Source organism: Pseudomonas sp. FG43 (genome assembly GCF_057809175.1).
Map to the genome: position 1 here is coordinate 20,801 of NZ_JBMDJL010000024.1, position 25,113 is coordinate 45,913.

The window sequence follows — 25,113 nt, forward strand, 5'->3', positions numbered from 1 at the left end:
GAATGAAAAGTGATGGCACGCCCCTTGCTCTAAGCAACTCTTGTAGTTGCAGTGCTAATTAAAAAATCTCAGGAGCACCACTCATGTCGCATACGTTTTACAGGAAAGGTTTTCTGGCAATCGCAGTGGCAACTGCATTGGGCGTGTCTTCGTTTGCTCAAGCCGACGTGAAGATTGGCGTCGCAGGCCCCATGACTGGCGCCAACGCATCGTTTGGCGAGCAGTATATGAAGGGCGCTCAGGCGGCAGCGGATGCAATCAACGCGGCAGGTGGGGTCAATGGCGAGAAAATTGTTCTGGTTCGTGGCGATGATGCCTGCGAGCCGAAGCAGGCTGTGGCTGTCGCCAACCGTCTGGTCGATCAGGACAAGGTTGTCGGCGTCGTGGGGCACTTCTGTTCTTCTTCCACCATTCCGGCTTCTGAGGTTTACAGTGAGGCAGGTGTGATTGCCATCACCCCGGGCTCCACCAACCCGACGGTTACCGAGCGCGGTCTGGGAGAAATGTTCCGCATGTGCGGTCGTGACGATCAGCAAGGCGTGGTCGCCGGCGATTACATCGTCGATGTGCTCAAAGGCAAGAAGATCGCTGTTATCCACGACAAGGACACCTACGGTCAGGGGTTGGCCGATGCGACCCGTGCCCAGTTGGCCAAACGCGGCGTGAAAGAGGTCCTCTACGAAGGCCTGACCCGTGGCGAGAAAGACTTCAGTGCTCTGGTTACCAAGATCCGTTCGGTGGGTGCCGATGTCGTCTACTTCGGTGGTCTGCACCCGGAAGCCGGCCCGCTGGTTCGTCAACTGCGCGAGCAGGGCCTCAAGGACGTCAAGTTCATGTCCGATGATGGCGTCGTGACTGATGAACTGGTGACGACCGCAGGCGGCCCACAGTACGTGGATGGCGTGTACATGACCTTCGGTGCCGACCCGCGCCTGCTGCCGGAAAGCAAGGCGGTGGTCGATGAGTTCCGCAAGTCCGGCTACGAGCCTGAAGGCTACACCCTGTATGCCTACGCTTCCGTACAGGCGCTGGCTGCCGGCTTCAACGGTGCCAAATCCAACAAGGGCGATGCTGCGGCTGTATGGCTGAAAGCCAACCCGGTCAAGACTGTCATGGGCGAGAAAACCTGGGATGCCAAAGGCGACCTGAAAGTCTCCGACTATGTGGTTTATCAGTGGGATGCCACTGGCAAATACAAACAGCTCGAAAAACAGAAGTGAAATAGACGCATCGTCAGGCCTGCCTCTTGAGGCGGCCTGGCATGGTAACGGGCTCACACCTCAGCGGGCCTGGACTCTTCTGTAGCCGTACGGCCTGCTCGTTATGCCTGATGAGGGTATGGCGAGCAGGACCCTGAGCGGCCTTCAAGTTTGTGAGCGTGCGTGATGGACGGTATTTTCCTGCAGCAAATGGTCAACGGACTGACTCTCGGGTCTGTCTACGGCCTCATTGCCATCGGCTACACGATGGTCTACGGCATTATCGGCATGATCAACTTCGCCCATGGCGACGTTTACATGATCTCCGCCTACCTGGCCGCAATCGGCCTGGCGGTTCTGTCTTTCTTCGGTCTGGAGTCGTTTCCATTCCTGATTCTCGGGACGCTGATCTTCACTGTCGTGGTGACAGGTGTCTACGGCTTCGTCATTGAGCGGGTGGCTTACAAGCCGCTGCGCAACTCGACCCGGCTGGCACCGCTGATCAGCGCCATCGGCATTTCCCTGATCCTGCAGAACTACGCGCAGATCAGTCAGGGCGCACGGCAGCAGGGCGTTCCAACGCTTCTCGAAGGTGCCTGGCGCTTTGAAGTCGGTACCGGCTTCGTGCAGATCACCTACACCAAGATCTTCATCCTCATCGCCGCTTTTGCCGGCATGGCGTTGCTGACGTACATCATCAAGTACACCAAGCTCGGTCGCATGTGCCGCGCCACGCAACAGGATCGCAAGATGGCGTCGATTCTGGGGATCAACACTGACCGGGTCATTTCCTACGTGTTCATCATCGGTGCTGCAATGGCTGCGCTGGCGGGTGTGCTGATCACGATGAACTACGGCACATTCGATTTCTATGCAGGCTTTGTCATCGGTATCAAGGCGTTCACTGCTGCGGTACTGGGCGGGATCGGTTCGCTGCCGGGCGCGATGCTGGGTGGTTTGATCCTGGGGGTTGCCGAGTCGCAGTTCTCCGGCTTGATCAATTCCGATTACAAAGACGTGTTCAGTTTCGGCCTGTTGGTACTGATCCTGATTTTCCGTCCCCAAGGCCTGCTGGGTCGCCCACTCGTGGCGAAGGTATAAGTATGTCTGCTCCTATCGCTAAACCTATCGATATCAAGAAAAGCCTGATCGACGCCGTGGTTGCCGGCTTGCTGGCGCTGATCGTCTTTGGCCCGATTGTCGGCATTGTGCTCGACGGCTACAGCTTCAACCTGCAACCGACCCGTGTCGCCCTGCTGGTGGCGGTGGTCATGGCGGGGCGTTTCCTCATGAGCCTGTTCCTGCAAACGCCCAAGGGCATCCGCATTGGCCAGAGTTTCGAGAGTTCCGCTTCGGGTGTGCATGTGCTCAAGCCCGATCACAAATCGAGCCTCTACTGGATCATTCCGCTGTTGATCGTGATTGCCATCGTGTTCCCGATCTTTGCCAACAAGTACCTGCTGACCGTGGTTATCCTCGGGCTGATCTACGTTCTGCTCGGGCTGGGCCTGAATATCGTGGTCGGTCTGGCCGGGTTGCTCGACCTGGGTTATGTTGCGTTCTATGCCATCGGTGCCTACGGTCTGGCGCTGGGTTATCAGTATCTGGGCCTGGGCTTCTGGTCGGCGCTGCCTCTGGCGGCGATTGCTGCCGCGCTGGCCGGGTGCATTCTGGGTTTTCCGGTATTGCGCATGCACGGTGACTATCTGGCCATCGTGACCCTTGGGTTCGGTGAAATCATTCGTCTGGTGCTCAACAACTGGCTGTCCTTCACCGGCGGCCCGAATGGTGTTCCCGTGCCTTCGCCAACTTTCTTTGGCCTGGAGTTCGGGCGTCGCGCCAAAGAGGGCGGCATTCCGATTCACGAATATTTCGGCTTCGATTACAACCCGGATCTGAAATTCCTGTTCATCTACACCGTGCTGTTCATCGTGGTGCTGGCCGTGCTGTTCATCAAGCATCGCCTGACTCGCATGCCCATCGGCCGTGCCTGGGAAGCGCTTCGTGAAGACGAGATCGCCTGTCGTTCGATGGGGCTCAATCATGTGCTCGTCAAGCTGTCGGCGTTCACCATCGGGGCTTCGACGGCCGGTCTGGCTGGTGTGTTTTTCGCCAGCTATCAGGGCTTCGTCAACCCGACTTCCTTTACCTTCTTCGAGTCGGCACTGATCCTGGCTATTGTGGTTCTGGGTGGCATGGGCTCGACGGTGGGGGTCGTGATCGCGGCTTTCGTGCTGACGGTTGCGCCCGAACTGCTGCGCAGTTTCTCCGAGTACCGGGTACTGCTGTTCGGAATCCTGATGGTATTGATGATGATCTGGCGGCCACGCGGCCTGATTCGTATCAGCCGCACTGGCGTGGTCCCGCGCAAAGGCTCACTGGTTAAAGAAGGAGTGGCGTCATGAGCAATGAAGTCATTCTCTCGGTCGAGCATCTGATGATGCATTTTGGCGGCATCAAGGCGTTGAGCGATGTCAGCCTGCAAGTTCGTCGCAACTCGATCTTTGCTCTGATCGGCCCAAACGGCGCGGGCAAGACCACGGTCTTCAACTGCCTGACCGGTTTCTACAAGGCCACGGGTGGACGTATCGAGCTGCATACCCGTGGCAAGACCACCAATGTGATCAAGCTGCTGGGTGAGTCGTTTGCCGCAACAGACTTCGTATCCCCCAAAAGCTTTTTCAGCCGCGTGTACTACAAGATGTTCGGCGGCACCCACCTGGTCAACCGGGCCGGACTGGCGCGCACCTTCCAGAACATTCGGCTGTTCAAGGAAATGTCGGTGGTGGAAAACCTGCTGGTGGCTCAGCACATGTGGGTCAATCGCAGCCTGATCAGCGGCATTCTCAATACCAGGGGTTATCGCAAGGCTGAGGAGGATGCACTCAATACGGCGTTCTACTGGCTGGAAGTGGTGGACCTGGTGGACTGCGCCAACCGCCTTGCGGGTGAATTGTCCTACGGTCAGCAACGCCGTCTGGAGATCGCCCGGGCCATGTGTACACGGCCTCAGGTGATCTGCCTCGATGAGCCGGCCGCAGGTCTCAACCCGCAGGAAACCGAAGCCCTGAGCGGCATGATCCGCCTGTTGAGGGACGAACACGACATGACCATCGTGCTGATCGAGCACGACATGGGCATGGTCATGAACATTTCCGACGATATTGTGGTGCTCGACCACGGCAACGTGATTGCCGCAGGCGGGCCGGAGCAGATCCGCAACGATCCGAAAGTGATCGCCGCGTATCTGGGCGCTGATGAAGAGGAATTGGTATGAGCAAACCGATCCTCGAAATGAAAGAGATCGATGTGTTTTACGGGCCGATCCAGGCCCTCAAGAAGGTCTCGCTGCATATCAATGAAGGTGAAACGGTGAGCCTGATCGGCTCCAACGGCGCGGGCAAATCCACGCTGCTGATGTCGATCTTCGGCCAGCCGCGAGCTGCCAGCGGGCAGATCATCTACCAGGGCATCGACATCACGCAGAAGTCGTCGCACTACATTGCTTCCAACGGCATCGCGCAATCGCCGGAAGGGCGCAGGGTGTTCCCCGACATGTCAGTCGAGGAAAACCTGCTGATGGGCACTATCCCTATCGGTGACAAGCATTCGGCTGAAGACATGCAGCGCATGTTCGATCTGTTTCCCAGGCTCAAGGAGCGCCGTAACCAGCGCGCCATGACCATGTCCGGTGGCGAACAACAGATGCTGGCCATCGCTCGTGCCCTGATGAGTCGTCCGAAACTGCTGCTGCTCGATGAGCCGAGCCTTGGTCTCGCGCCGATCATCGTCAAGCAGATCTTCTCGACCCTGCGCGAGCTGGCGGCCACCGGCATGACGATCTTCCTGGTCGAGCAGAATGCCAACCATGCACTCAAGCTGTCTGACCGGGCGTACGTGATGGTCAACGGTGAGATCCGTCTGTCGGGCTCTGGCCAGGAATTGCTGGTAAATGAAGAGGTCAGGAACGCTTATCTGGGTGGGCACTGATTCAGTCAGAAAAACAGCGTTTATCCACGCGCCCCGGGTGTTTTTCACTCGGGGCGCTGTTTTTTCCCGATTGTGGAAAACAATTTTGACATGCCCTTGAAACGCGACATAAAGCCGCTGCAAACGGTTGTTTTGTCACGGTTTTGACTTGTTCAGGTTTACTGTGGAACTGGCTGTTAATAACTTGGGAGTATTTGGCTGGAGGCCTTTAGATATAAGGGCTATAGCGTGGTGGTTGTTTTTTGATCAGCTGTTTTTGGATGTTCTTTACAGGCTTTTGTCAACGTCCAGATACCTGTTTGTTCATACAGTTGGTTTGTGCGCGCAGCCTGTGGATAAGTCTGTGGGCAAGCGTTGGAAATAGTCGGGTAGGCGGCATCTTCATTGGGCTGGCGGGCAGCACAGGGTTTTACCTGCTATTACAGGGCCTGGGTGTTGGTTACAAAGTCAAGGGGAAAACTTCTCTCGATGGGCTACAGCCCTTTAAATGCAAGCCATGCGGGGTTTTACACTTGCCCCCAGAGATTGTGGGCCTGACTGTGGATAAGGTGGGCAAAACCGCGTGTAGCCCTTGTAGAACGTGGCTTCGCTGGTGTTGTTCGTTTTTTGTACAGTTATGGTTTTCTGTGAGCAGCTTTGTCCACATGCTTGATCCAGATGGCTCCGGGCGGGCATCCTGCCGGTCTTGCTGTGAACTTATTAACAGGCTGCGCTTTTATTGCGCCATGTCAGGAGAACGAAATGACTTCCACCGTATTCATCACGGGCGCTACTTCCGGGTTTGGCGAAGCCTGTGCCCGTCGCTTTGCAGAGGCCGGTTGGTCGCTGGTGCTGACCGGTCGCCGCCAGGAGCGTCTGGACGCCTTGAGCGCCGAACTGTCGAAGAAAACCAGGGTTCACACGCTGACGCTCGATGTACGTGACCGCGCCGCCATGGAAAGCGCCATCGCCGATCTGCCGGAAGAGTTCTCGACCATTCGTGGACTTATCAACAACGCTGGCCTGGCGCTGGGGATCGACCCGGCACCCAAGTGTGATCTGGATGACTGGGACACCATGATCGACACCAATGTCAAAGGTCTGGTCTACACGACGCGCCTGCTGCTGCCGCGTCTGATCGGCCACGGTCGTGGTGCCAGTATCGTCAACCTGGGCTCTGTGGCGGGCAACTACCCGTATCCGGGCGGTAACGTCTATGGCGGCACCAAGGCATTCGTGGGCCAGTTCTCGCTGAACCTGCGCAACGACCTGATCGGCACTGGCGTGCGTGTGACCAACCTGGAGCCGGGCCTGTGTGAAAGCGAATTCTCGCTGGTGCGTTTCGGTGGTGATCAGGCCAAGTACGATGCGACCTATGCCGGTGCCGAGCCTATCCAGCCGCAGGATATTGCGGAGACGATCTTCTGGATCATGAACACCCCGGCACACGTCAACATCAACAGCCTTGAGCTGATGCCCGTCAGCCAGACCTGGGCCGGCTTCGCGATCGACCGCAACCGCGGCTGAGCGAAACCTCTTCGCGAATGAATTCGCTCCTACCCACGGCTGCGTAGGAGCGGATTTATCCGCGAGACGTCATTGAAGTCGATACATGCTTTTCGGATGTACGGCCCTCTCGCGAATGAATTCGTTCCTACAAGTGTTCAGCCAGGCCGATGTAGCAGGTTGCCAGATGGTAGGGGGTCGTTGACGGCATATCGCTGCGGCTGACCTCGCCATCGGTGTCCAGGCATTCATGCCAGCCACCGGCATGCAGGAATCGCTGTTGCAGCGCTATCAGTTGGTCATTCAGGCGGCTCAGGCCGTCAGGACGCAACGCCAGCGCCCGCAGGTATTCGGCCTGTGCCCAGATTCTCTGGGTGCCATCACGTACAACACCGTCACATGTCAGCATCGCGGTCACAGCACCGGTTTGCTGATCGACACCCTGAGTCTCTGCAAGAGTGAACGCCCGGTTCAACGAGGCATACAACGGAGTGCTGCGCAGTTCGGCAGAGGTGTGCAGCAAGAAAAACCACTCGAACTGGTGCCCCGGTTCATACCAGTTATCCACAGCCCCCAGCGGTTTCTCCAGCATCACACTTGTCGCCGGGTCGATGAAACGGCGCTGCATGTGAGTGACCAGCCCATTCAAGGCCGATTGGGTCCTGGGATCCGGGCGTACCGACAGCGTTGCCAGAAACGCCTCCGCCAGATGCATCAACGGGTTCTGCAAAGGGCCGCTACCCAGCGTGGACCAGTCTTCGTCCAGGCTCGCTTCGTAAAGACCTGCGCCATCGTCGAAACGCTCGGCGACGACATTGAGCGCGGCATTGAGTGCCGACTCGGCCAGAGGCTCTTTTACCCTGGCCCAGTAATGGGCGAAGGCAAAAATGATAAAGGCGTGGGTGTAGAGATCCTTGCGGCGGTCCAGCGGTTGGCCTTGTGGATCGATGCTGTAAAACCAGCCGCCGTGTTCGGCGTCATGAAAGTGTTGCTGCATTGAGCGAAACAGCGCGCCGGCGCGAGTCGCGGCGTCCGGAAACTCCGGATGACCGATCAGGCTGGAAAACAGGAACAACTGCCGGGCGCAGGCCATGGCTCTGTAGCGCTGTGGCGGCAGAGGATGGTGCTGTGCATCGAGCGCTTCATAAGGCAACGCCAGTTGCGCGTTCCAGCCAGGACCTTGCCAGAGCGGCACGACGACTTTGAAGAAGTGTTCCTGAAGGCGGGTGAGGCTGGAGGTCAACTCAGACCTCGAGGCAGAACTGGAAGCATGGGGCATCGGCTGGCGTCACGGCAGTGTCGAGATGCGCCACATGTTAGCAGGAGGCGCTCGGGATTTTGCGCTCAGGCCGCTACAGGAGCGAATTTATTCGCGAACAACGCCATGAAAACTCAGGTCTTGGTCAGATCTCGGTACAACTCCGGCCGCCGATCCGTGAAATAGGTAGTGATCGCCCGCGAGCCTTCCATCAATGGCCTGTCCAGCTCTACAACCATCAGCGTCTCATTTTGCGCCGCCAAGGCCGGGCGGCTGCCATCCGGTGCGCAAAGGCTGCTTTGCCCGCAGTAATGAATATCGCCCTCGCTGCCACAGTAATTGGCATACACCACATAACATTGGTTCTCGAACGCTCGTGCGCGCACGGTAATGTCACAGACGAAATCGTAAGGAACCATGTTCGCCGTGGGCACCACAATCAGTTCGGCACCGGCCAGTGCCAGACGCCGGGTGTTTTCGGGGAATTCCACGTCGTAGCAGATCAGCAGCCCCAGACGCCAGCCATCGAGCTCTACCACCGGGAAGTCATCACTGCCCGCCGTAAACATCGACTTGTCCAGCTCGCCGTACAGATGGGTCTTGCGGTAGTTGGTCAGGCTTTGTCCGTGGCTGTCGATCAGTTGCGCCGCATTGTAAATGCGCCCGTCACTGTCCAGTTCGGGATAGCCATATACAATCGCGATGCCGTGCTCTTGAGCAATAGCCGCAACCCGAGAGGCTGCACGGCCATTGACCGGCTGTGCCAGCTTGCGAGCGGCTTCTGCGCCGATGTTGTAGCCGGTCAGGAACATCTCCGGACAGACCAGCAGGTCGGCTTTTTGCTCTGCCGCGGCCTTGGCCTGCTGCTCCAGTCGCAGCAGGTTGGCACCGATATCCAGTGGCAGAGGAGGGCATTGATACTGCGCGATGCGCATGGCTGTTTTCCTTCTGAATCAGTCGGCAAGCGCGATGGGGCCGATCTCGTGGAACACATCGCCGGGGCCTGGGTTTTGCGGGAGCGTCTTGCCGCCAAAGTGAGTCATGATGCCCCATACGGCATTCAATGACGTCTGCACCGCGCCCTCGACCCATGCCGGTGTCCAGGAGATATCGTCGCCGGCCAGAAACATGCCGCGATGTTCGGCGGGCATGTCCTGTTGCATGAAGTGCGAGTACATCCGCTGGTTATAGCGGTAATGACCCGGTAGCGCACCTTTGAAAGCACCGAGGAAATGCGGGTCGGCTTCCCATGAAATGGTGATCGGGTCACCGATGATGCGCGCTGCGATATCCACTTTCGGATAGATCTTCTTCAGGGCATCCAGAGCCAGTTTTACGCGCTTGTCGATAGGCTGCGGCAGCATCTTCAGGGCATCGCTCATCCACGAGTAGGACAGGCAGATCACGCCCGGCTTGTCGTCGCCGTTATCGAACAGATAGGTGCCTCGGGTCAGCCTGTCGGTGAGGGTCATACTCATGAGGTCGCGACCGGTTTGCGGGTCTTTGTCTTTCCAGAACGGGCGATCCACCATGACGAAGGTTTTCGAGGATTGCATGTAGCGGGTGCGATCCAGAGCCATCCACATCTTTTGTGAGAACAGCGACTCTTCACACTCGATCTGTGTCGTCAGCAACCAGCTCTGGCATGTGGTCAGCACCGCCGAGTAGTGCCGCGTATCGCCCCAGTTGTCGGTGACGGCCAGGTTTCCGTCCTCGGTCCGCGCAATGCGTTTGACCCCGGTCCGCGGCGCGCCATGATGCAGCGACGACAGGCTGGTGCCTTGCGGCCAGTGGGCGCAACGATCCGGTACGTGACGCCAGATACCCAGCGGGACCTGCTCAACGCCACCGACAATCAGGTGTTGGTGATCGTCGCAGTTGGTCATCACCACGCGAAAGATTTCCAGCATCGAGTTGGGGAAATCCGAGTCCCAGCCGCCCGTGCCGAAACCGACCTGACCGAATACTTCGCGGTGATAGAACGACAGTTTGGCGAAGGCTTTGGAGGTGGCGACGAAATCGTAGAAGGTTCGGTCGTCCCAGAGCGGAACCAGCTTGTTCCACAGCTCCTTGAGGCGCGGTACGTCGCGGTCGCGGATGGCCTGCTGGATATCGGAGAACTGCGAGCCGCACTCCAGCGCATCTGCCCAGGCGTCGGCCACCTCCTGAAATATCGTAGGTAAATCCGACAGCTTTTGTGCGTAGTAGGTTGTGCCTTCCAGATCGATGACGGTGCTGCCGGAAGCTGCGGTCAGTGGGTTGGGAAAGGGTCTGGACTCAAGGCCCAGTTTGTCGACGTAGTGATAGAACGCGGTGGATGAGACGGGAAAGCGCATCCCGCCCAATTCCGCGATGATCCCTTCGGCACCCTCAAAAGCCTGGGAGCGCAAGCGACCGCCCATTTTCGAGGCTTCGTAAACGACGGGTTTGAGGCCCAGCTTCATCAGCTCATAGGCCGCCACAAGCCCCGCGATCCCGGCGCCAATGATCGCCACTTCCTTGCCATGGTTTTCTGCCGGAATGCTGCCCAGGCCTGCCGGATGCTCGATCCAGTCATCAAAGGCAAAAGGAAAGTCAGGGCCAAAAATGGTGATCGGCTTTTTGCCGTCTTGAGGATGACGATTGTTTTTCATGACAGACCTTGATTCGGCTACAGCGAAAACAACAGTCTAGATAAGCGTGAGTACGTTAATAAGACGCAAAGTGTCGTCGTTATGATGTGTTTTTATTCAATATGACGAATATGTAGGTCATTTTGTAGTGGTGGCTGACCCCGCGAGCGAGTCAGAAGGTCCGGCTCGCGGGTTGGGCTGCGTCAGGCTTCTATGGCAGGGAGTTGTTGCTCGATGACGCCAAGCCATCCCATACCGGGCCAGGTTTCAAAGCCGGGCGTCAGTGCATAGCCTTGAATGGCTTGAGCCTGCTGGGTGCTGTAACCGCTGTTCTGCCCGGCCTTGGTTTGTAACTGGACAGGCTCGCCGAGCAGGCTTTCTGCATCGGAGCTGGCGATTATCCGGTGGTTGGCGTCGACCATCATTACCCGGCTGCGCGCGCGTTCTTCGTCACTCAGTCGAACGCCATCAATGACCGATCGGGCCTGACTTTGCCAGTCGAAGAGAATACCGATGACACCGATCACTGGGCTTTGCGAACCAGCATTGCTGCGCACCGCTGCACTGAACGCGCATGTCTGCGAGTTGTTCAGTAAAGGTTCTACAGCCACTTGCCCTGCGTAGTACTGATCGCTTGAGGTGTGACGCAAGGCGTTCTTGAACCACGGCTCTTCGGCGACATTGGCTCCCATGACTTTTTCGTACGTGCCAGAGCGGCCAGAGGCAACCACTCGACCGTTTTTATCAGCCACCCATATGTCCAGATAGACGGTGTAACTGTCCAGAATGATTCCCAGGCGTTTGCTGGCATGCGCGCAGGTTTGCGGTGTCTGGGTGGTAAGCATATCGACCAGCGAGGCATCCGTTGCCCACCAGCGAACGTCACAGGTCCGTTCGTACAAGTTACGGTCGATGATTTCGATCATGTTCAGTGACAGGTCGGCCAGGCGCTGGCCGCGCATATCGAAACACATGCCTTGGCCCAGTTCGATCAATTGATTGACCGAGGCTTGCAAATCATGAGTCAGGGCTGCAGCGATCTTTGAAACACGCTCGGAGATGTTCTTGACCTCTTCGGCCACTACTGAAAAACCTTTGCCTGCGCTACCGGCATGGGCGGCTTCGATCAGTGCATTGATTGCCAGCAAGCGTGTCTGTCGGGTGATGACTTGAATATCACTGACGCCCCGATTGGCTAACGCTTCTACTTCTTTGGACAGGATGACAGTCCGCTCTGGCTCAATCATTTTCGTTCTACTTGAAAAAATGTGGAGTGGCGGCAGAGTTCTCGAACGTCGAGAAAGTAAAACGGAAAAAAGGGCTTTTTAGCCCTGAATTTATTGTCCCTGAATTTTTATGTGCTCATCGGAATGGATGGCGTCCCTGATTTTCGCAACTTAGCTGAAAAGTTCAGTGATGTCATCCTGCCTGCGTGTTGTTTTGATTATTATTTAACCATGTCGTAAATAGATAAATGCAGGTCGTTAGTGGATGCCTGAACTCAATAAAAACGGGTTTTTAAATTACGTGTAAGCGCAATTATTCCGCTCGCAAAAACATGATCAAACAGCGTGTCCGCGATCAATCTTGCTGCTGAGAATAATTGAGGTCGTGGTCTTTTCCACGCCATCGATGCTGCCGATCAGGTCCAGCAACTGGTCCAGTTGCTCCGGTGAGTCGGTGCGCAGCCAGGCGACGTAATCGAACTCGCCACTGACGGCGCATAACTGCTGAACCTGTGCCAGGGTACTGAGCCGGCGCAGCACCTCTTTGCCCGAACGTGGCTGGACGGTAATGCCGACATACGCCTGCAAGCCGCCATCCACGACACGCTGACTCAGGCGCACGCCATAACCTGTGATCACCTTGGTGCTTTCCAGGCGGGCAAGTCGTGAAGTGACGGTGGTACGGGCAATCCCCAGTTGCCGCGCCAGCATGGCCACGCTTTCCCGTGCATTGAGTTGCAGGGCCGCAATCAACTGGCGGTCGATATCGTCGAGGGCGAGAGGGCGGCTATCGGACAAAATGCTCTCCTTCAAAATTTCCAGCGCTTGGCGGTCTTGGACAGGCGCTCCTGCAGGCGATCCAGATTGTGCGCCAACTGTTGAGTCATCAAGTGGTAGCCGGTCAGTTCGGCAGGTATTGCCGATTCGGTGGCCGCCGTTTCGGATTGCCGTGCCAGACGCTCGGTAGCACCGGTTTGCAGGGCTCGAGCCATGCCGATCAGTTGCCTGCGAATCTGGCGGTAGTCGGCGTCCATGGACGTTTTCAACGCAGCACCTGCGGCTTGGTCGAGATTGGCAGGACGAATGTTGGAAAGGATCTCCAGCGTGCTCAGGCACATCCGGAAATGACCCTGTATGGCATCCAGTTCGACCATGGAAATCTTCACTTCCTTGGACACCGATGGCAGCAGTGAGCGCAGTTGCAGCATCGTGGCGTTGAGCCTTGCAGTCAGTTTCAAGTGCTCGTCGGCGCTGATCGGCTCGCCTTGATGGATGCGCCCGTAAACCTTCGCGCAATCGCGCAGGCCGCTGGCCAGGTTGTACCGCCAGGAAAAGACCGCATACAGCGGCAAGGCAAAGGAGAAGGCCAGCGCCAGTGCGATACCGATCATGATATCCAGCGTCCGCCACAGACCATCACTGATCGGGTTGACCCCGTGGCCCGCCACGATAAACAGGGTAATCGCCGACAGCAGCGCGGTATAACCGCCCTTGCCGATCGCGTGATAAGCGAAGAAACCGCACATCACGGACATCATGACGTAGGTCAGCAACGGAATTTCCAGATACCCCTGCTGCACCACCACAAACAGCCCAAGGCCCGCGCCAATCAGCGTCCCGTATGCGCGCTCGACGGACTTCTTGCCGATGTTGCCATGGTGCTGCAAACCGCCGATCACGATCAGCATCGTTACCGACGCCCATTCACCATGGGGCATGTTCAAGCCGGAAGTCAGCAGGATCGATACCAGCAGCCCGACCACGATACGTGCGGCATGAATCAGCCGCGCATGCCGATAGCGGCGATATGGGTCAAGCACAGGACGCAGAACAGGGCGAAGCCAGGAAGGGATAAAAACAGAGCGCGAATTCGTCATGCGTTAAATGGCCGCGAGGGTGGGGAAGGTGTCCATGCTTTGATGATGGCGATGTCCAGTAAGCCACAAGTGGAGGGGGAATTGTTTATTGCTTTCCTCCTTTGAGTCATTGTCATTGGCGCTACAGACTCACGCGAAAAACGAATGCCAGCCCCGCTTGATGCACTGACACGCTGCTGCGGTTGGCCCTGCTGGTCAGGCAGGCACGCCTGCAAGAGGACATCCGCCAGGTCGACATCGCCGACCTTCTCGGCGCCATGAGTCACAAGCATGTGCGTCTGGCCCAGAGCAAGCCGGAGAATTTCTGATGCGGCATGTGTATATCTACATGGAATGCCCGGTACGCGGTAAGACGTTTACGCCGGGCAAGCTGGCTGTCGAGAAGGGGGGAAGTGGTGGTCTGGATTTCAGCAAGGGCAGTCCTTACAGGCTGAGATACCTACGAAAACATGGGTGATTCAAGTAATATTGCGCAAAATTTATTCACCAGGGCCTACGAGCCTTGAGCCCGGCATTCACAGTTTTCAACTGAAAATACTGAATACCGTACAGATTCGATCCAGGGGATTTTTATGTGCGCTCAACGTCACGATGTCACCGATACACCATTGGTGACAGTGATCATCGCTTCCTACAATCACGCACGTTACATCGAAGACAGTATCAATAGTGTCATCAATCAAACCTACCCGAATATCGAGCTTCTGGTCGTCGACGATGGCTCTAAAGACGAAAGCCCGGAAGTCCTGAAGCGGCTCCAGGAGGCGCATGGCTTTGATCTGCGCTTTCAGGCCAACCAGGGCCTGGCCCGCACCCTCAATGAAGCGATCGAGCGTGCGCGAGGCGAGTTGATCGTTCCCTTTGGCTCCGATGACATCATGTTTCCCCACCGTATCGCCACGCAAGTGGAGTACATGAAAGACAAGCCTGAAGTGGGAATCTGCGCGGCCAACATAGAAACGATCGACCAGAATGGCCAGGTGATGGGTGAGCGTGAGCAGCGCAACAGAAACCTTCCATTCCGCCGTCTGGATTTCGACGATCTATTTCTCAATCGCAAGCCAGGGCCTGCGTCTGCCACATTGATGTTTAGACGAGAAGCTCTGGATAAGGTCGGCGGCTTTAACGCCAATATTCGGCTTGAGGATATCTATATCGAGCTGGCAATTGCTCGCGCCGGTTACTTCATCGACATTCTCGGTGAAGTGCTGGCGCAATACCGTGACCACCCTAGCAACACCTTCAAGAACGGTCGGTTCATGGTGGATAACGTGCTCAAAACGTACGAGGTGTTTCGTGATCATCCTCAGTACGAGAAGGTGTGCATGAACTTCCGCAACTCCATGGTGCTCAAGTACGCCAACCGCGACAAGGCGTTGACTCGGGAAATCCTGGCAGATATCCCGGTCAGGTTCTGGAACAGGAAAACCCTGCGCGGCATGTGGCGGCTGGTTATTTCTTGATCGTTTGGCTGCGCGTCCGGTAAATCAATGACTGGGCGTAGACCAGGGCCAGGGGCATCCAGATCAGGAACCAGTGTTCCTTGGGACGTGACATGAAGGCATTGCCTTCAGTCAGCCCTGAAGCAAAGCCGAACACAAGCCAGGTCGCCGCGATGGTGACGGCTGGATACTGGCGGTGTGTCCAGCAGAAATGGATCGCCAGGCCATACATCGTCATCCACAGTACCAGCCCTATGATGCCGCCCGAATAGAGCACGCCGAGCTCTATATTGTGTGGATCGGCAAGATTGAAGGGCAGGCCTGGAATCACTACTGTCATCGTTGTGCCGAAACCATAGCCCAGCCACGGGTGTTCGCTGATCTGGCGCAGTGATTCCATCCATATCGCGGGCCGGTAGGACAAACCGCGCTGCGTGATTGCGTCGGGATGAATCAGCAGAACAGCAATCAGGGCAATAACGGCTATCCCGATGGCAAACAAGCTGCGTCGCCGGTCACCAACGAGTAACAGCCACCCCAGGGCGGCCGCCAACCCAATCAATGGCGTCCGTGACCCGGTTGCCATGATTGCTGCTCCCAGAAATGCCAGACAGATAATCGGCACCGGGTTCCATGCCTTGCGTGCCTGGAACCATGAGGCTAGCCAGAACGCAGCGAATGCGCCCAAGACATGAGAGGTAAGCAACGGATTTTCGAGCACGCCGTAACCATTCAGGCGGCTTTCACCGGCAGGTATATCGAAAAGTACGAAATAGGCCAGTGACAGGCAAGCCACCACTGCGGCAATGATGGCTGACAGGCGTGTGGACTGCTCCAGCCGTGCGGGGTAATTCAAGGCAATGATGCCTGTAGAAAACAACAACAACGCGATGTAGAGAGGGCGTTTGAGCAGGCCTGGCAGATCATCCTCCGTCACGGCCCAGGCAATGCTGATCAGGATGTATGCACTGAAGACACCGAATGCAATGAATAATGGATTGCAGGTCAGGGGCTTCAGCAAACGAGGCCGCATGACCAATACGAGAAAGGTAGGGAAGGCCAGAAATATATAAAAAAGCTTGTGGTAGAGCGCTCTATCCCAGATCCAGAATATCCCTGTCAGGGTAACGAGCCAGCCTAGCGGTAACAGGTACTTGTTGATCAGATTACCCAAGCGTTGATTTTTGCTCTCTGCTGATACATCAGCTGACATTTTTCGTGCCCATCTAAATAAACCCTGTAATTGTACGGGATGCGCCTGTGATTTATCAGAGGCATCTTGCGGGCTGTTTTTGTTTGGTATTCCTGAAAACGGAGGGCCGTAGTCTTGCTTCAAAAAAATCAGGCATCTACCCGATGTGTCCGGCCAATCTCGGTATGAGCCCCTCAGCGGCATATTCCCCGCTTCGAGCGCTACCGTCTGTATAGCAGCAATTCCTGTACGAGCCAGCCATCCTCAACGTGACCGGCGCCGGTAGCTTACACGTCAGTGGGAAAAAAGGGCGTGTAGCTTTTATTCGGGAGCGTTGCAAAACTCATCATCAGCACGGAAAACCCACCATTCAGGGCGGCTGCTTCCATGAGGTGATTCGAGCGTCTGCGGGAGCTGGAGGTTCCCGGAGGGCTCGGTGAAATCCTCTTACGGTGATTGTGCTGGCGCTGACGTGAGCCTCTCTTGTTTTGATTTCTCCCAAAAGTCAGGCATACGTTACATTCAAGGTCACTTGTCACGTAAACCGAGCATGGATTACGCCTGAACGGCTTGAGGTAGTCGATTTGAACTCTTTGGCAAAGTGTGGTGGACACTTTGTGGACTCAGCCAGCATCGAGCAAGGCGAATCAGCCTGAAATTCCCGGGATTTAAAACGACAAAAGCCGCGCAATGCGCGGCTTTTGAAAAATGGTGGGCCCACACGGACTCGAACCGTGGACCAAAGGATTATGAGTCCTCTGCTCTAACCAACTGAGCTATGGGCCCTCAGTAGGCCGCGGATTATAACGGCGGTTTCGCGGCTGTGCTATCCGAAAAATCCGAAAGATTCATAAGAAGAAATCTGGAGCAGAATTCCTCGGGAGGTAAGGGGAGGCTGACGATGTAGCCCTGAATCTGTTCGCAGCCGTGTTCGGTGAGGAATTTCTGTTGTTCGGGGTTCTCGACGCCCTCGGCGATGATGGTCAGTTGCATGCTGCGGCCCAGGGCGATGATGGCGCGAACGATGGCTGCGTCGTGGGTGTCTTCGGGGAGGCCGCGGACGAAGGACTGATCGATTTTCAGGATGTCCAGTGGCAGTCGTTTGAGATAACTCAAGGACGAGTAGCCGGTGCCGAAGTCGTCTATGGCCAGTTGAACGCCAAGCTTTTTCAGTTTGTGCAGCACCGAGAGGGCTTCTTCTGTCTGGCTCATGATGAAGTTTTCAGTGATTTCCAGTTGCAGGCAGCCGGGCTCCAGGTCGTTGTCCAGAAGCAGTTGCTCGATGCGTTTGAGCAGGTTGGGCTGGCGCAGTTGAGCGCCGGCCAGGTTTACCGAGAGTGGTCCGAAGGGTTCGTAGGTCTTGCGCCATTTGCGCATCTGGATGCAGGCGTGTTCCAGGACCCAGTCGCCTATCTGGAGGATCATGCCGTTTTCTTCCGCCAGCGGGATGAAGTGTTCAGGCGGCACTTCACCGAAGGTCGGGTGACTCCAGCGAATCAGGGCTTCGGCACCCACCAGTTTGTTGGTCAGCAGGCTGGTTTTTGGCTGATAGGACAGGCTCAGTTCGTTGCGTTCGATGGCTCTGCGCAGTTCCTGTTCCAGGGCGATCCGTTCGCTGGCCTGAGAGGTCAGGTCGCGGGTGTAGCTTTCGATCCGGTTGCGCCCCTTGGCCTTGGAGCGGTACATCGCTGCATCAGCGTTCTTGACCAGTGTGGCGACGTCGGTGCCATCAGTCGGGAAGAGGCTGCTGCCGATGCTCGCACTCATGAAAAACTCATGTTCGCCTGCCTGGAACGGTGCGGTAAAGCAGGCCAGGAGCTTGTTGCCGATGGTTTGTGCATCGCCGGGTTGCAGCAGGCCGGGTAGCAGGACGATGAATTCATCGCCGCCGAGGCGTGCCACGGTGTCTATGTCGCGCAGCGTCTCCTTGAGGCGCTGTGCGATGCCTTTGAGAAGCAGGTCGCCCACGGGATGCCCGAGGCTGTCGTTGATGTGCTTGAAGCGATCCAGATCGAGAAACAGCACGGCGCCAAGGCTGCCCGACTCTTCGCTGTGTAGCAGGGCGGATTGCAGGCGGCTTTCAAACAGGGTGCGGTTGGGCAGGCCGGTCAATGGATCGTGATGGGCCTGATAGTCCAGACGGGCCTGGGCGTGTTTGAGGCTGGAGATGTCGGCAAACACGGCGACGAAGTGGGTGATGAACCGATCCTTGTTGCGCACGGCACTGATCGTCAGCCAACTGGGGTAAAGCTCGCCATTCTTGCGACGGTTGCAGATTTCGCCTTGCCAGTGCCCTTCGGCGCCCAGTTGGTGCCACATGGAGGCGTAGAAAGCGCTGTCATGCTGCCCGGAGGCGAGCAGGCGTGGTGTCTGGCCCAAGGCTTCCTGTTCGCCGTATCCTGTTATTTCGCTGAATGCACGGTTGACGGCGTTGATGCGCTGGCGGGTATCGGTGATCAGCACGCCTTCGGCGGTGCTCTCGAAGACGGTCGCGGCCAGGTGTAGTTTTTCCTGCATCTGTTGGCGCTCGGTAATATCACGGGCCAGGGTCATGATGCATTCTTCCCCGGCGATGAGCAGCGGATGCGAGGACATTTCGCAAAGCCGGACCTGGCCATCCAGGCGACGGATCTGGCCACGGAAATCCCGTACGACGCCATGCTGCTGTAGCTGCTTGACCAATTGCTGGCGCTCGCTCGGATCGACCCAGATCTGTAGATCAAGGCCTGAGCGTTCCAGGCACTGGTCTTCGCTGTAGCCGGTCAAGCGGCAGAAGCCCTCATTGACTTCCATCAGCATGCCGTCGCTGGTCCGGGCGATAACCAGGCCGTCTGGCGATGAGTGGAAGGCTTTGGCGAATTTCTCTTCGGACAGTTGCAGTTGCTGCTGGGCCTGCTTGAGAGGCGTGATATCGCTCACGGTGAGCAAGACGGCTGGTGTAGCGCTCATCTCGAAAGGGTCGGCTGACATCAGGCAGGAAAATGTACGGCCATCCTTGCGGCGCAGGGGCATTTCCAGATTGCGGATACGGCCTTGTTGCAGGCGCTCCAGCAGGCCCGGCCCAACGCCGGGAATGGCCCACAGGTTGATTTGTGTGGCGGTTTTGCCGATGGTTTCTTCGCTGGTCATGCCGGTCTGGGCCACGAAGGCTTTGTTGACCTCAAGAATGATGCCGTCGCAAAGGCGGGCGATGATCAGAATGTCCGGGCATTGGGCAAAGACCGAGGAGAACTTTCCTTCTGACAGGCGCAGGGCTTCTTCGGTTTGTTTGCTGGCGCTGATGTCGATCATCAGGCCGCGGATGATGGGTTCTGGGCCGCGCTTGATCAGGCTGACGATGTCGCGGATCCAGAGTATCCGGCCTTCGGCGTTACGGACTCTGTAGTCGAGGCTGTGATCGTTGCCGCTCAGTGCCTGTTGCTTGCAGAAGGTCTCGGCTGCGTCGATGTCTTCCGGATGCACAATGCTGCGCCAGAAGCCGGGTTGCAGCCATTTTGCCAGCGGGTAGCCCAACAGGCTTTCGGCCTGCGGCGAGACATAGTTGTAGGTCATTTTTTCCGGGTTGGCTTCCCAGGCAACCGCTGAGAGGCTTTCAACCAGCCCGCGATAATGGTATTCGCTGCCTCTGAGTTTCTGTTCCAGTTCGACTCCGCGAGAAATCTCCAGGTTGAGTTTCCGGTTATTGCGGATAACGACTGCCAGAACCGCCGAAAGAAGTAATAGGCCCGGAAGGCCATAAAGCAGAAAGTTTTCCCAATGCACCGGCTCGCTGCTTTCCCATCTATCGATGTCGGGCTGTTGCAGGCTCGTCAGCGTGCTGTCCGAGGCGAGCAGCAAGGCTTTTGAGTCTTGCTGGGCGAGCCAGAGTCTTGGGCTTTCTGTGTCTTGAAACGGGTATTCATGAGTGCCGTTACGAAGTTCTTCGCTGGCGGTCAGAGCGTCTTGTCTAGTGTCCGGCAAGCCCGGAGTGTTGGCATGTGCTATGGAGCCGATCAGACAAAAGAGTGTGATGGCCGACAGTCGTAACATGGCAGCCTCATAGCGGCGGATAGTAATGAGACGAGTGTAGACGGCGTTGGGAAAGGGGTGAAAAAACTACTAATCGGAAAGTGTTATTCCAGAAAAGCAAAACCCCCGGCGGGCCGGGGGTTTTTGACTTGCTTGTGCTATTACTCGTCAAGGAACGAGCGCAGGTGCTCGCTTCTTGTCGGGTGACGCAGCTTGCGCAGTGCCTTGGCTTCGATCTGACGAATCCGCTCGCGGGTTACGTCAAACTGCTTACCAACCTCTTCCAGCGTGTGGTCGGTATTCATGTCGATGCCGAAACGCATGCGCAGAACCTTGGCTTCACGAGCGGTCAGGCCCGACAGCACTTCGCGTGTCGCTTCTTTCAAGCTTTCTACCGTGGCGACATCGATTGGCGACTGCATGGTCGAGTCTTCGATGAAGTCACCCAGATGCGAATCTTCGTCGTCGCCGATCGGGGTTTCCATGGAGATCGGCTCTTTGGCGATCTTCAGTACCTTGCGGATCTTGTCCTCAGGCATTTCCATGCGTTCGCCCAGCTCTTCCGGAGTCGGTTCGCGACCCATTTCCTGCAGCATCTGGCGGGAAATACGGTTGAGCTTGTTGATCGTCTCGATCATGTGTACCGGAATGCGGATGGTGCGTGCCTGGTCGGCAATCGAGCGAGTGATCGCCTGACGGATCCACCAGGTTGCATAGGTCGAGAACTTGTAGCCGCGACGGTATTCAAACTTGTCCACCGCTTTCATCAGGCCGATGTTGCCTTCCTGGATCAGATCGAGGAATTGCAGGCCGCGGTTGGTGTACTTCTTGGCGATGGAGATCACCAGACGCAAGTTCGCTTCGACCATCTCTTTCTTCGCGCGGCGGGCCTTGGCCTCACCGATCGACATGCGACGGTTGATGTCCTTGATCTCGGCAATCTTCAGGCCGGTTTCTTCTTCGAGCGCGGTCAGCTTCTGCTGGCAGCGCTGGATGTCCGGCTGCAGACGAGCAATGGCTTCGGCATATTTGCTTTTGCCTTTGGCCAGTGCGTCGGTCCAGCTTTCGTCAACTTCGTTGCCTGGGAACTGGCGAAGGAAGTCTGCACGTGGCATGCGGGCATCACGAACACACAGTTGCATGATCGCGCGCTCTTGGGCGCGGAGGCGATCAAGGGCGCTGCGAACGCGCTCTACCAGGCCTTCAAACTGTTTTGGAACCAGTTTGATCGGCATGAACAGTTCGGCCAGGGCAACCAGCTCGGCGATGGCATTCTTGTCTTCACGACCGAATTTCTTCAACGCCTTGCGGGTGATTTCCATCTGCTCGGAAACGGCACCGAAGCGCTGTTGAGCCACGACGGGGTCTGGACCGCTTTCGGCTTCTTCTTCGTCGTCCGAAGATTCGCCCGATTCTTCTTCGTCATCGTCGCTGTCGTCAGCCTTGGCTGCTTTCGCGTCGAGTGGCGGAGGTACTTCGGCAGGCGGCGCAATGCCGTCGTCCGGGTCGATATAACCGCTCAGAACATCAGACAGGCGGCCGCCTTCGCTCGTGACACGTTCGTATTCGGAGAGAATATGGTCAACCGTGCCAGGGAAGTGCGCGATTGCGCTCATCACTTCACGGATGCCTTCTTCAATACGCTTGGCGATTTCGATCTCGCCTTCACGGGTCAGAAGTTCAACGGTACCCATTTCGCGCATGTACATACGCACGGGATCGGTAGTACGACCGATGTCGGTTTCAACCGCTGCCAATGCTGCGGCCGCTTCTTCTGCGGCTGCTTCATCGGTATCGGCATCGGCCAGCATCAAGGCGTCTGCGTCCGGAGCACTCTCGTGTACCGGGATCCCCATGTCGTTGATCATGCGGATGATGTCTTCCACCTGCTCAGGATCTGAAATATCCTCAGGCAAATGGTCGTTGACCTCTGCGTAAGTCAGATACTTCTGCTCACGACCCAGGGTGATCAACTCTTTGATACGAGATTGCTGTTGCGCTTTTCCGGACATAACACCCTATCCACTGAAGGTCTTGGCGGGCAAAAAACAAGCCGAGGATTATACCCGAGCTATGACCTCACGCGCCAGTTGAGGTCGGGTTTTGTGCAGAAACATTGCGACTAAGCAGCTGGAGCAGTAGAGTTTTCTCTTCTGCCGTCAGGCCGACTTGGCGATCCTTGATGATCAATTGATCAATGTTCCGCTCACGTTGGTTTGCCGATAGCCTAGTTATAGTGTCGAAAAACTGTTGTTCAAGGTTGTCGGCCTCGATCAACCATTCCTTTTCTGCCAGTGCGCGCAGCAATCGGCCTTGTTCCGTGCCGTGCCAACGCGCTATCAATTGTAACGACCGAAGATTCGGATTCTTTTGTCGGGCCTCGATCAGGGCGACCAGTAGCTGTGCCTGTGCGTGGTCTTCTGCGGCGAAGTGGCTCGCATTTTCGACCTTTTCGGCCAGTTCCGGGTGGTGCAGCAGGGTTCTCAGTGCTGCCTGCAACGGCGGTTCGACTGCCGTTGGTACGCGCGGGGCGCGAGGCTCGAACTCCTGACGCTTGCCTTTTTTGTCCCAGGGCTTCTTGTCCCATTTTTTCTGATTCTGACCGCCGGTTTTCTTGGGCGTCCATTGCGGCTGCTCTTCGTAGCCGCCGTGCTGCTGGTAATCCGCGAAATCCGGCATTGCGTCGTAATCGACGTACGGATCGTAGCTGGGAGGCACATCTGCGGGCGCACTTTGTACCAACTGACTGACGGCTTCGTTATTGAGGCCGGTGATTTCGCTCAGGCGCTGGCGCATGAGCGTGCGCAGATTCGCGCCGGGAACCTTGTCGATCAGCGGTGCCGCAAGGGTGGCCATGTGGGCTTTGCCTTCGAGCGAGCGCGGGTCGGATTCCTTGGTCAGTTGCTCGAAGAAGTAGTCGGCCAGCGGTTGAGCATGCTGATTGATGCGCGCCTTGAAGGCGTCAGTACCTTCGGAGCGCACCAGGGTGTCCGGGTCTTCGCCTTCGGGCAGAAACAGGAAGCGTGCGCGCCGTCCGTCCTGAAGGCTCGACAGGGTGGCCTCCAGTGCGCGCCATGCGGCATTTCGGCCGGCCTGGTCGCCGTCAAAACAGAACAGCACGTTGGGCACGACCCTGAACAGTCGCTTCAGGTGCTCTTCGCTGGTCGCGGTGCCCAGGGTGGCGACGGCATTGCGCAGGCCTTGCTGGGCCAGGGCAATGACATCCATGTAGCCTTCGACAACGATGATTTCGTCGAGATTGCGGTTGTACTTGCGCGCTTCGAACAGGCCGTACAGTTCCTGTCCCTTGTGAAACACCGGGGTTTCAGGGGAGTTCAGGTATTTGGGCTTGTCGTCGCCCAGTACCCGGCCACCAAAGGCGATGACGCGGCCTCGTGAGTCGCGGATCGGGAACATGACCCGGTCACGAAAGCGGTCGTAGCGTTTGCCGGTTTCCGCGTTCTCGATCAGCAGGCCGGCATCGATCATGACCTTTTGCTGAAGTGTGTCGCTGCTCAGGTGCTTGTAGAGATTGTCCCAGCCCGGCGGGGCGAACCCCATGCCGAAGTCTCGTGCGATCTCGCCCGACAGGCCGCGGCCCTTGAGGTAGTCCACGGCGGCCTTGCGCATCGGGTGGCTTTTCAGGGCCTGGCGATAAAACTCGGCGGCGGCTGTCAGCAGCGGATACAGCGGAGAGTCGGTCGGCTGGCGTGGCTTCTGGCCTTTGACGCTCTGCTCGCGCGGCACTTCCATGCCTGCCGCTTTGGCTAGTTCCTCGACAGCCTGGGGAAAGTCCAGGTTGTCGTGGTCCATGATGAAGCCCAGTGCGTTGCCGCCGGCACCGCAACCGAAGCAGTAATAGAACTGTTTGTCAGGGCTGACACTGAAAGAGGGGGTTTTCTCTTTGTGGAACGGGCAGCAGGCGCTGAAGTTTTTCCCGGTTTTCTTCAATTGCACGCGCGAGCTGACAACATCGACGATGTCGGTGCGGTTCAGAAGGTCGTCAATGAAGCTTTGGGGGATTAGCCCTGCCATGGCGTTCTCGTCATCAGGCTTGTTACGAAAGTATCGTGGCGAATCTGTAAGCGTGCGCCAACCTGTCGGCCGCCTTTGTCAGCAATGGTAGCGACATACGGATGGGTATCGGCATCCGATAATCGGGCCTGCAGCTTTGAAAGGAAATAAGTGCGCAGCGATTTCATGTGAATTCGACTTCAGCCTGTAGCTTTGGTGTTCACTGAGTGATCGCAAGAGACGCTGCCTTGGCTGAGCTTCTTGCGAAGTCATCAAGGCATGCTCGTCATGCTCATTGATCAAGCCTGCCCGAAGGGCAGATCAATCAATGTTGCCTGAAGCAGGCTGGACGTGCTTTGACGGATTTGTCTGGGTCGCATGTGCGGCTTCGACGGCCTCTGTCAATGAAGCGTGAGGCTAGTGCTCCAACTGCCGACAGCCCGGCGTTGATGGCCGGGCAAGGCAGAAGCTTGCGACGTACGGCTGTAAATTAATACAGACGAACGGCGCGGCGCTGTTCGCGCTGGACTTTCTTGGCGTGACGCTTGACAGCAGCAGCTGCCTTACGCTTACGCTCGGAAGTCGGCTTCTCGTAAAATTCGCGGCTACGAACTTCAGCCAGAACACCGGCTTTTTCGCAGGAGCGCTTGAAACGACGCAGAGCTACGTCGAAGGGTTCGTTCTCTTTAACTTTGACGGCTGGCATCCAGAGCTACCTTCATTCATTACCGGGGTCAACGCCTCGTGCAAACACTGCACAAAAGTACGTCGGTTTTTAAGGGTTGCGGATGTTAACCCCTCATTGAGAGG

General features: G+C 56.9%; 19 protein-coding genes and 1 tRNA gene. 8 read left to right on the forward strand and 12 right to left on the reverse strand.

Annotation, left to right across the window (positions count from 1 at the left end; genetic code table 11):
- The first annotated feature begins 83 nt into the window (after window positions 1–83).
- From ACODS3_RS22985 to ACODS3_RS23010, 6 genes are all read left to right on the forward strand, one after another.
- Entirely contained in the window at window positions 84–1,220 is a 1,137-nt protein-coding gene (locus tag ACODS3_RS22985; protein WP_201018159.1) for an ABC transporter substrate-binding protein, read from the forward strand.
- Window positions 1,221–1,385: 165 nt separating this feature from the next.
- Window positions 1,386–2,300: an ABC transporter permease subunit gene (locus ACODS3_RS22990; RefSeq protein WP_025258316.1), complete on the forward strand. Its 915-nt coding sequence runs from the start codon at window positions 1,386–1,388 to the stop codon at window positions 2,298–2,300.
- 2 nt (window positions 2,301–2,302) lie between these two features.
- The gene (livM, locus tag ACODS3_RS22995) at window positions 2,303–3,604 is read left to right on the forward strand and encodes a high-affinity branched-chain amino acid ABC transporter permease LivM (protein ID WP_201018158.1); all 1,302 of its coding nucleotides are present in this window, start codon (window positions 2,303–2,305) and stop codon (window positions 3,602–3,604) included.
- A complete protein-coding gene (locus ACODS3_RS23000; RefSeq protein WP_201018157.1) occupies window positions 3,601–4,476 on the forward strand; it encodes an ABC transporter ATP-binding protein in 876 nt (291 codons plus the stop codon). The genes livM and ACODS3_RS23000 overlap by 4 nt, the downstream gene beginning before the upstream one ends.
- Entirely contained in the window at window positions 4,473–5,189 is a 717-nt protein-coding gene (locus tag ACODS3_RS23005) for an ABC transporter ATP-binding protein (protein ID WP_304575684.1), read from the forward strand. The genes ACODS3_RS23000 and ACODS3_RS23005 overlap by 4 nt, the downstream gene beginning before the upstream one ends.
- A 741-nt stretch (window positions 5,190–5,930) precedes the next feature.
- Entirely contained in the window at window positions 5,931–6,695 is a 765-nt protein-coding gene (locus ACODS3_RS23010; RefSeq protein ID WP_201001789.1) for an SDR family oxidoreductase, read from the forward strand.
- A 127-nt stretch (window positions 6,696–6,822) separates the two neighbouring features.
- On the opposite strand, the gene ACODS3_RS23015 is transcribed toward ACODS3_RS23010, so the two are convergent.
- From ACODS3_RS23015 to ACODS3_RS23040, 6 genes are all read right to left on the reverse strand, one after another.
- Complete coding sequence (locus tag ACODS3_RS23015) at window positions 6,823–7,953, reverse strand: AGE family epimerase/isomerase (RefSeq protein WP_201018155.1); 1,131 nt, start codon at window positions 7,951–7,953, stop codon at window positions 6,823–6,825.
- A 113-nt stretch (window positions 7,954–8,066) separates the two neighbouring features.
- Window positions 8,067–8,867 carry a carbon-nitrogen hydrolase family protein gene (locus tag ACODS3_RS23020; RefSeq protein WP_489036442.1) on the reverse strand — a complete coding sequence of 267 codons (801 nt, stop codon included), beginning with the start codon at window positions 8,865–8,867 and terminating at the stop codon, window positions 8,067–8,069.
- An 18-nt stretch (window positions 8,868–8,885) separates the two neighbouring features.
- Window positions 8,886–10,565 (reverse strand): flavin monoamine oxidase family protein, encoded by a 1,680-nt coding sequence (locus ACODS3_RS23025; protein ID WP_201018153.1) that lies wholly within the window; start codon window positions 10,563–10,565, stop codon window positions 8,886–8,888.
- A gap of 182 nt (window positions 10,566–10,747) precedes the next feature.
- Entirely contained in the window at window positions 10,748–11,791 is a 1,044-nt protein-coding gene (locus ACODS3_RS23030) for a cache domain-containing protein (protein ID WP_489036444.1), read from the reverse strand.
- Window positions 11,792–12,106: 315 nt separating this feature from the next.
- Entirely contained in the window at window positions 12,107–12,568 is a 462-nt protein-coding gene (locus ACODS3_RS23035; protein ID WP_095068322.1) for an Lrp/AsnC family transcriptional regulator, read from the reverse strand.
- A gap of 11 nt (window positions 12,569–12,579) precedes the next feature.
- Window positions 12,580–13,647 carry an FUSC family protein gene (locus ACODS3_RS23040; RefSeq protein ID WP_201001794.1) on the reverse strand — a complete coding sequence of 356 codons (1,068 nt, stop codon included), beginning with the start codon at window positions 13,645–13,647 and terminating at the stop codon, window positions 12,580–12,582.
- 182 nt (window positions 13,648–13,829) lie between these two features.
- On the opposite strand from ACODS3_RS23040, the gene ACODS3_RS23045 reads away from it, so the two are divergent.
- Complete coding sequence (locus tag ACODS3_RS23045) at window positions 13,830–13,955, forward strand: hypothetical protein (protein ID WP_489036447.1); 126 nt, start codon at window positions 13,830–13,832, stop codon at window positions 13,953–13,955.
- A gap of 264 nt (window positions 13,956–14,219) precedes the next feature.
- Window positions 14,220–15,110: a glycosyltransferase family 2 protein gene (locus tag ACODS3_RS23050; protein WP_489036449.1), complete on the forward strand. Its 891-nt coding sequence runs from the start codon at window positions 14,220–14,222 to the stop codon at window positions 15,108–15,110.
- On the opposite strand, the gene ACODS3_RS23055 is transcribed toward ACODS3_RS23050, so the two are convergent.
- The 6 genes from ACODS3_RS23055 to rpsU all read right to left on the reverse strand — a co-directional run bounded on the left by ACODS3_RS23055 (window position 15,100) and on the right by rpsU (window position 25,009).
- On the reverse strand, window positions 15,100–16,302 hold the full coding sequence (locus ACODS3_RS23055) for an O-antigen ligase family protein (RefSeq protein ID WP_489036451.1): 1,203 nt from the start codon (window positions 16,300–16,302) through the stop codon (window positions 15,100–15,102). The genes ACODS3_RS23050 and ACODS3_RS23055 overlap by 11 nt on opposite strands.
- A 688-nt stretch (window positions 16,303–16,990) precedes the next feature.
- Window positions 16,991–17,067: transfer RNA gene (locus tag ACODS3_RS23060), tRNA-Ile, on the reverse strand.
- Window positions 17,068–17,082: 15 nt separating this feature from the next.
- The gene (locus ACODS3_RS23065; protein ID WP_489036452.1) at window positions 17,083–20,310 is read right to left on the reverse strand and encodes an EAL domain-containing protein; all 3,228 of its coding nucleotides are present in this window, start codon (window positions 20,308–20,310) and stop codon (window positions 17,083–17,085) included.
- Window positions 20,311–20,450: 140 nt separating this feature from the next.
- Window positions 20,451–22,301, reverse strand: coding sequence for an RNA polymerase sigma factor RpoD (rpoD, locus tag ACODS3_RS23070; RefSeq protein WP_304575689.1), 1,851 nt, complete (start codon window positions 22,299–22,301; stop codon window positions 20,451–20,453).
- A 67-nt stretch (window positions 22,302–22,368) separates the two neighbouring features.
- Window positions 22,369–24,324 carry a DNA primase gene (dnaG, locus tag ACODS3_RS23075; protein WP_201001798.1) on the reverse strand — a complete coding sequence of 652 codons (1,956 nt, stop codon included), beginning with the start codon at window positions 24,322–24,324 and terminating at the stop codon, window positions 22,369–22,371.
- A gap of 469 nt (window positions 24,325–24,793) precedes the next feature.
- Window positions 24,794–25,009, reverse strand: coding sequence for a 30S ribosomal protein S21 (rpsU, locus tag ACODS3_RS23080; protein ID WP_002551877.1), 216 nt, complete (start codon window positions 25,007–25,009; stop codon window positions 24,794–24,796).
- Window positions 25,010–25,113 lie beyond the last annotated feature (104 nt).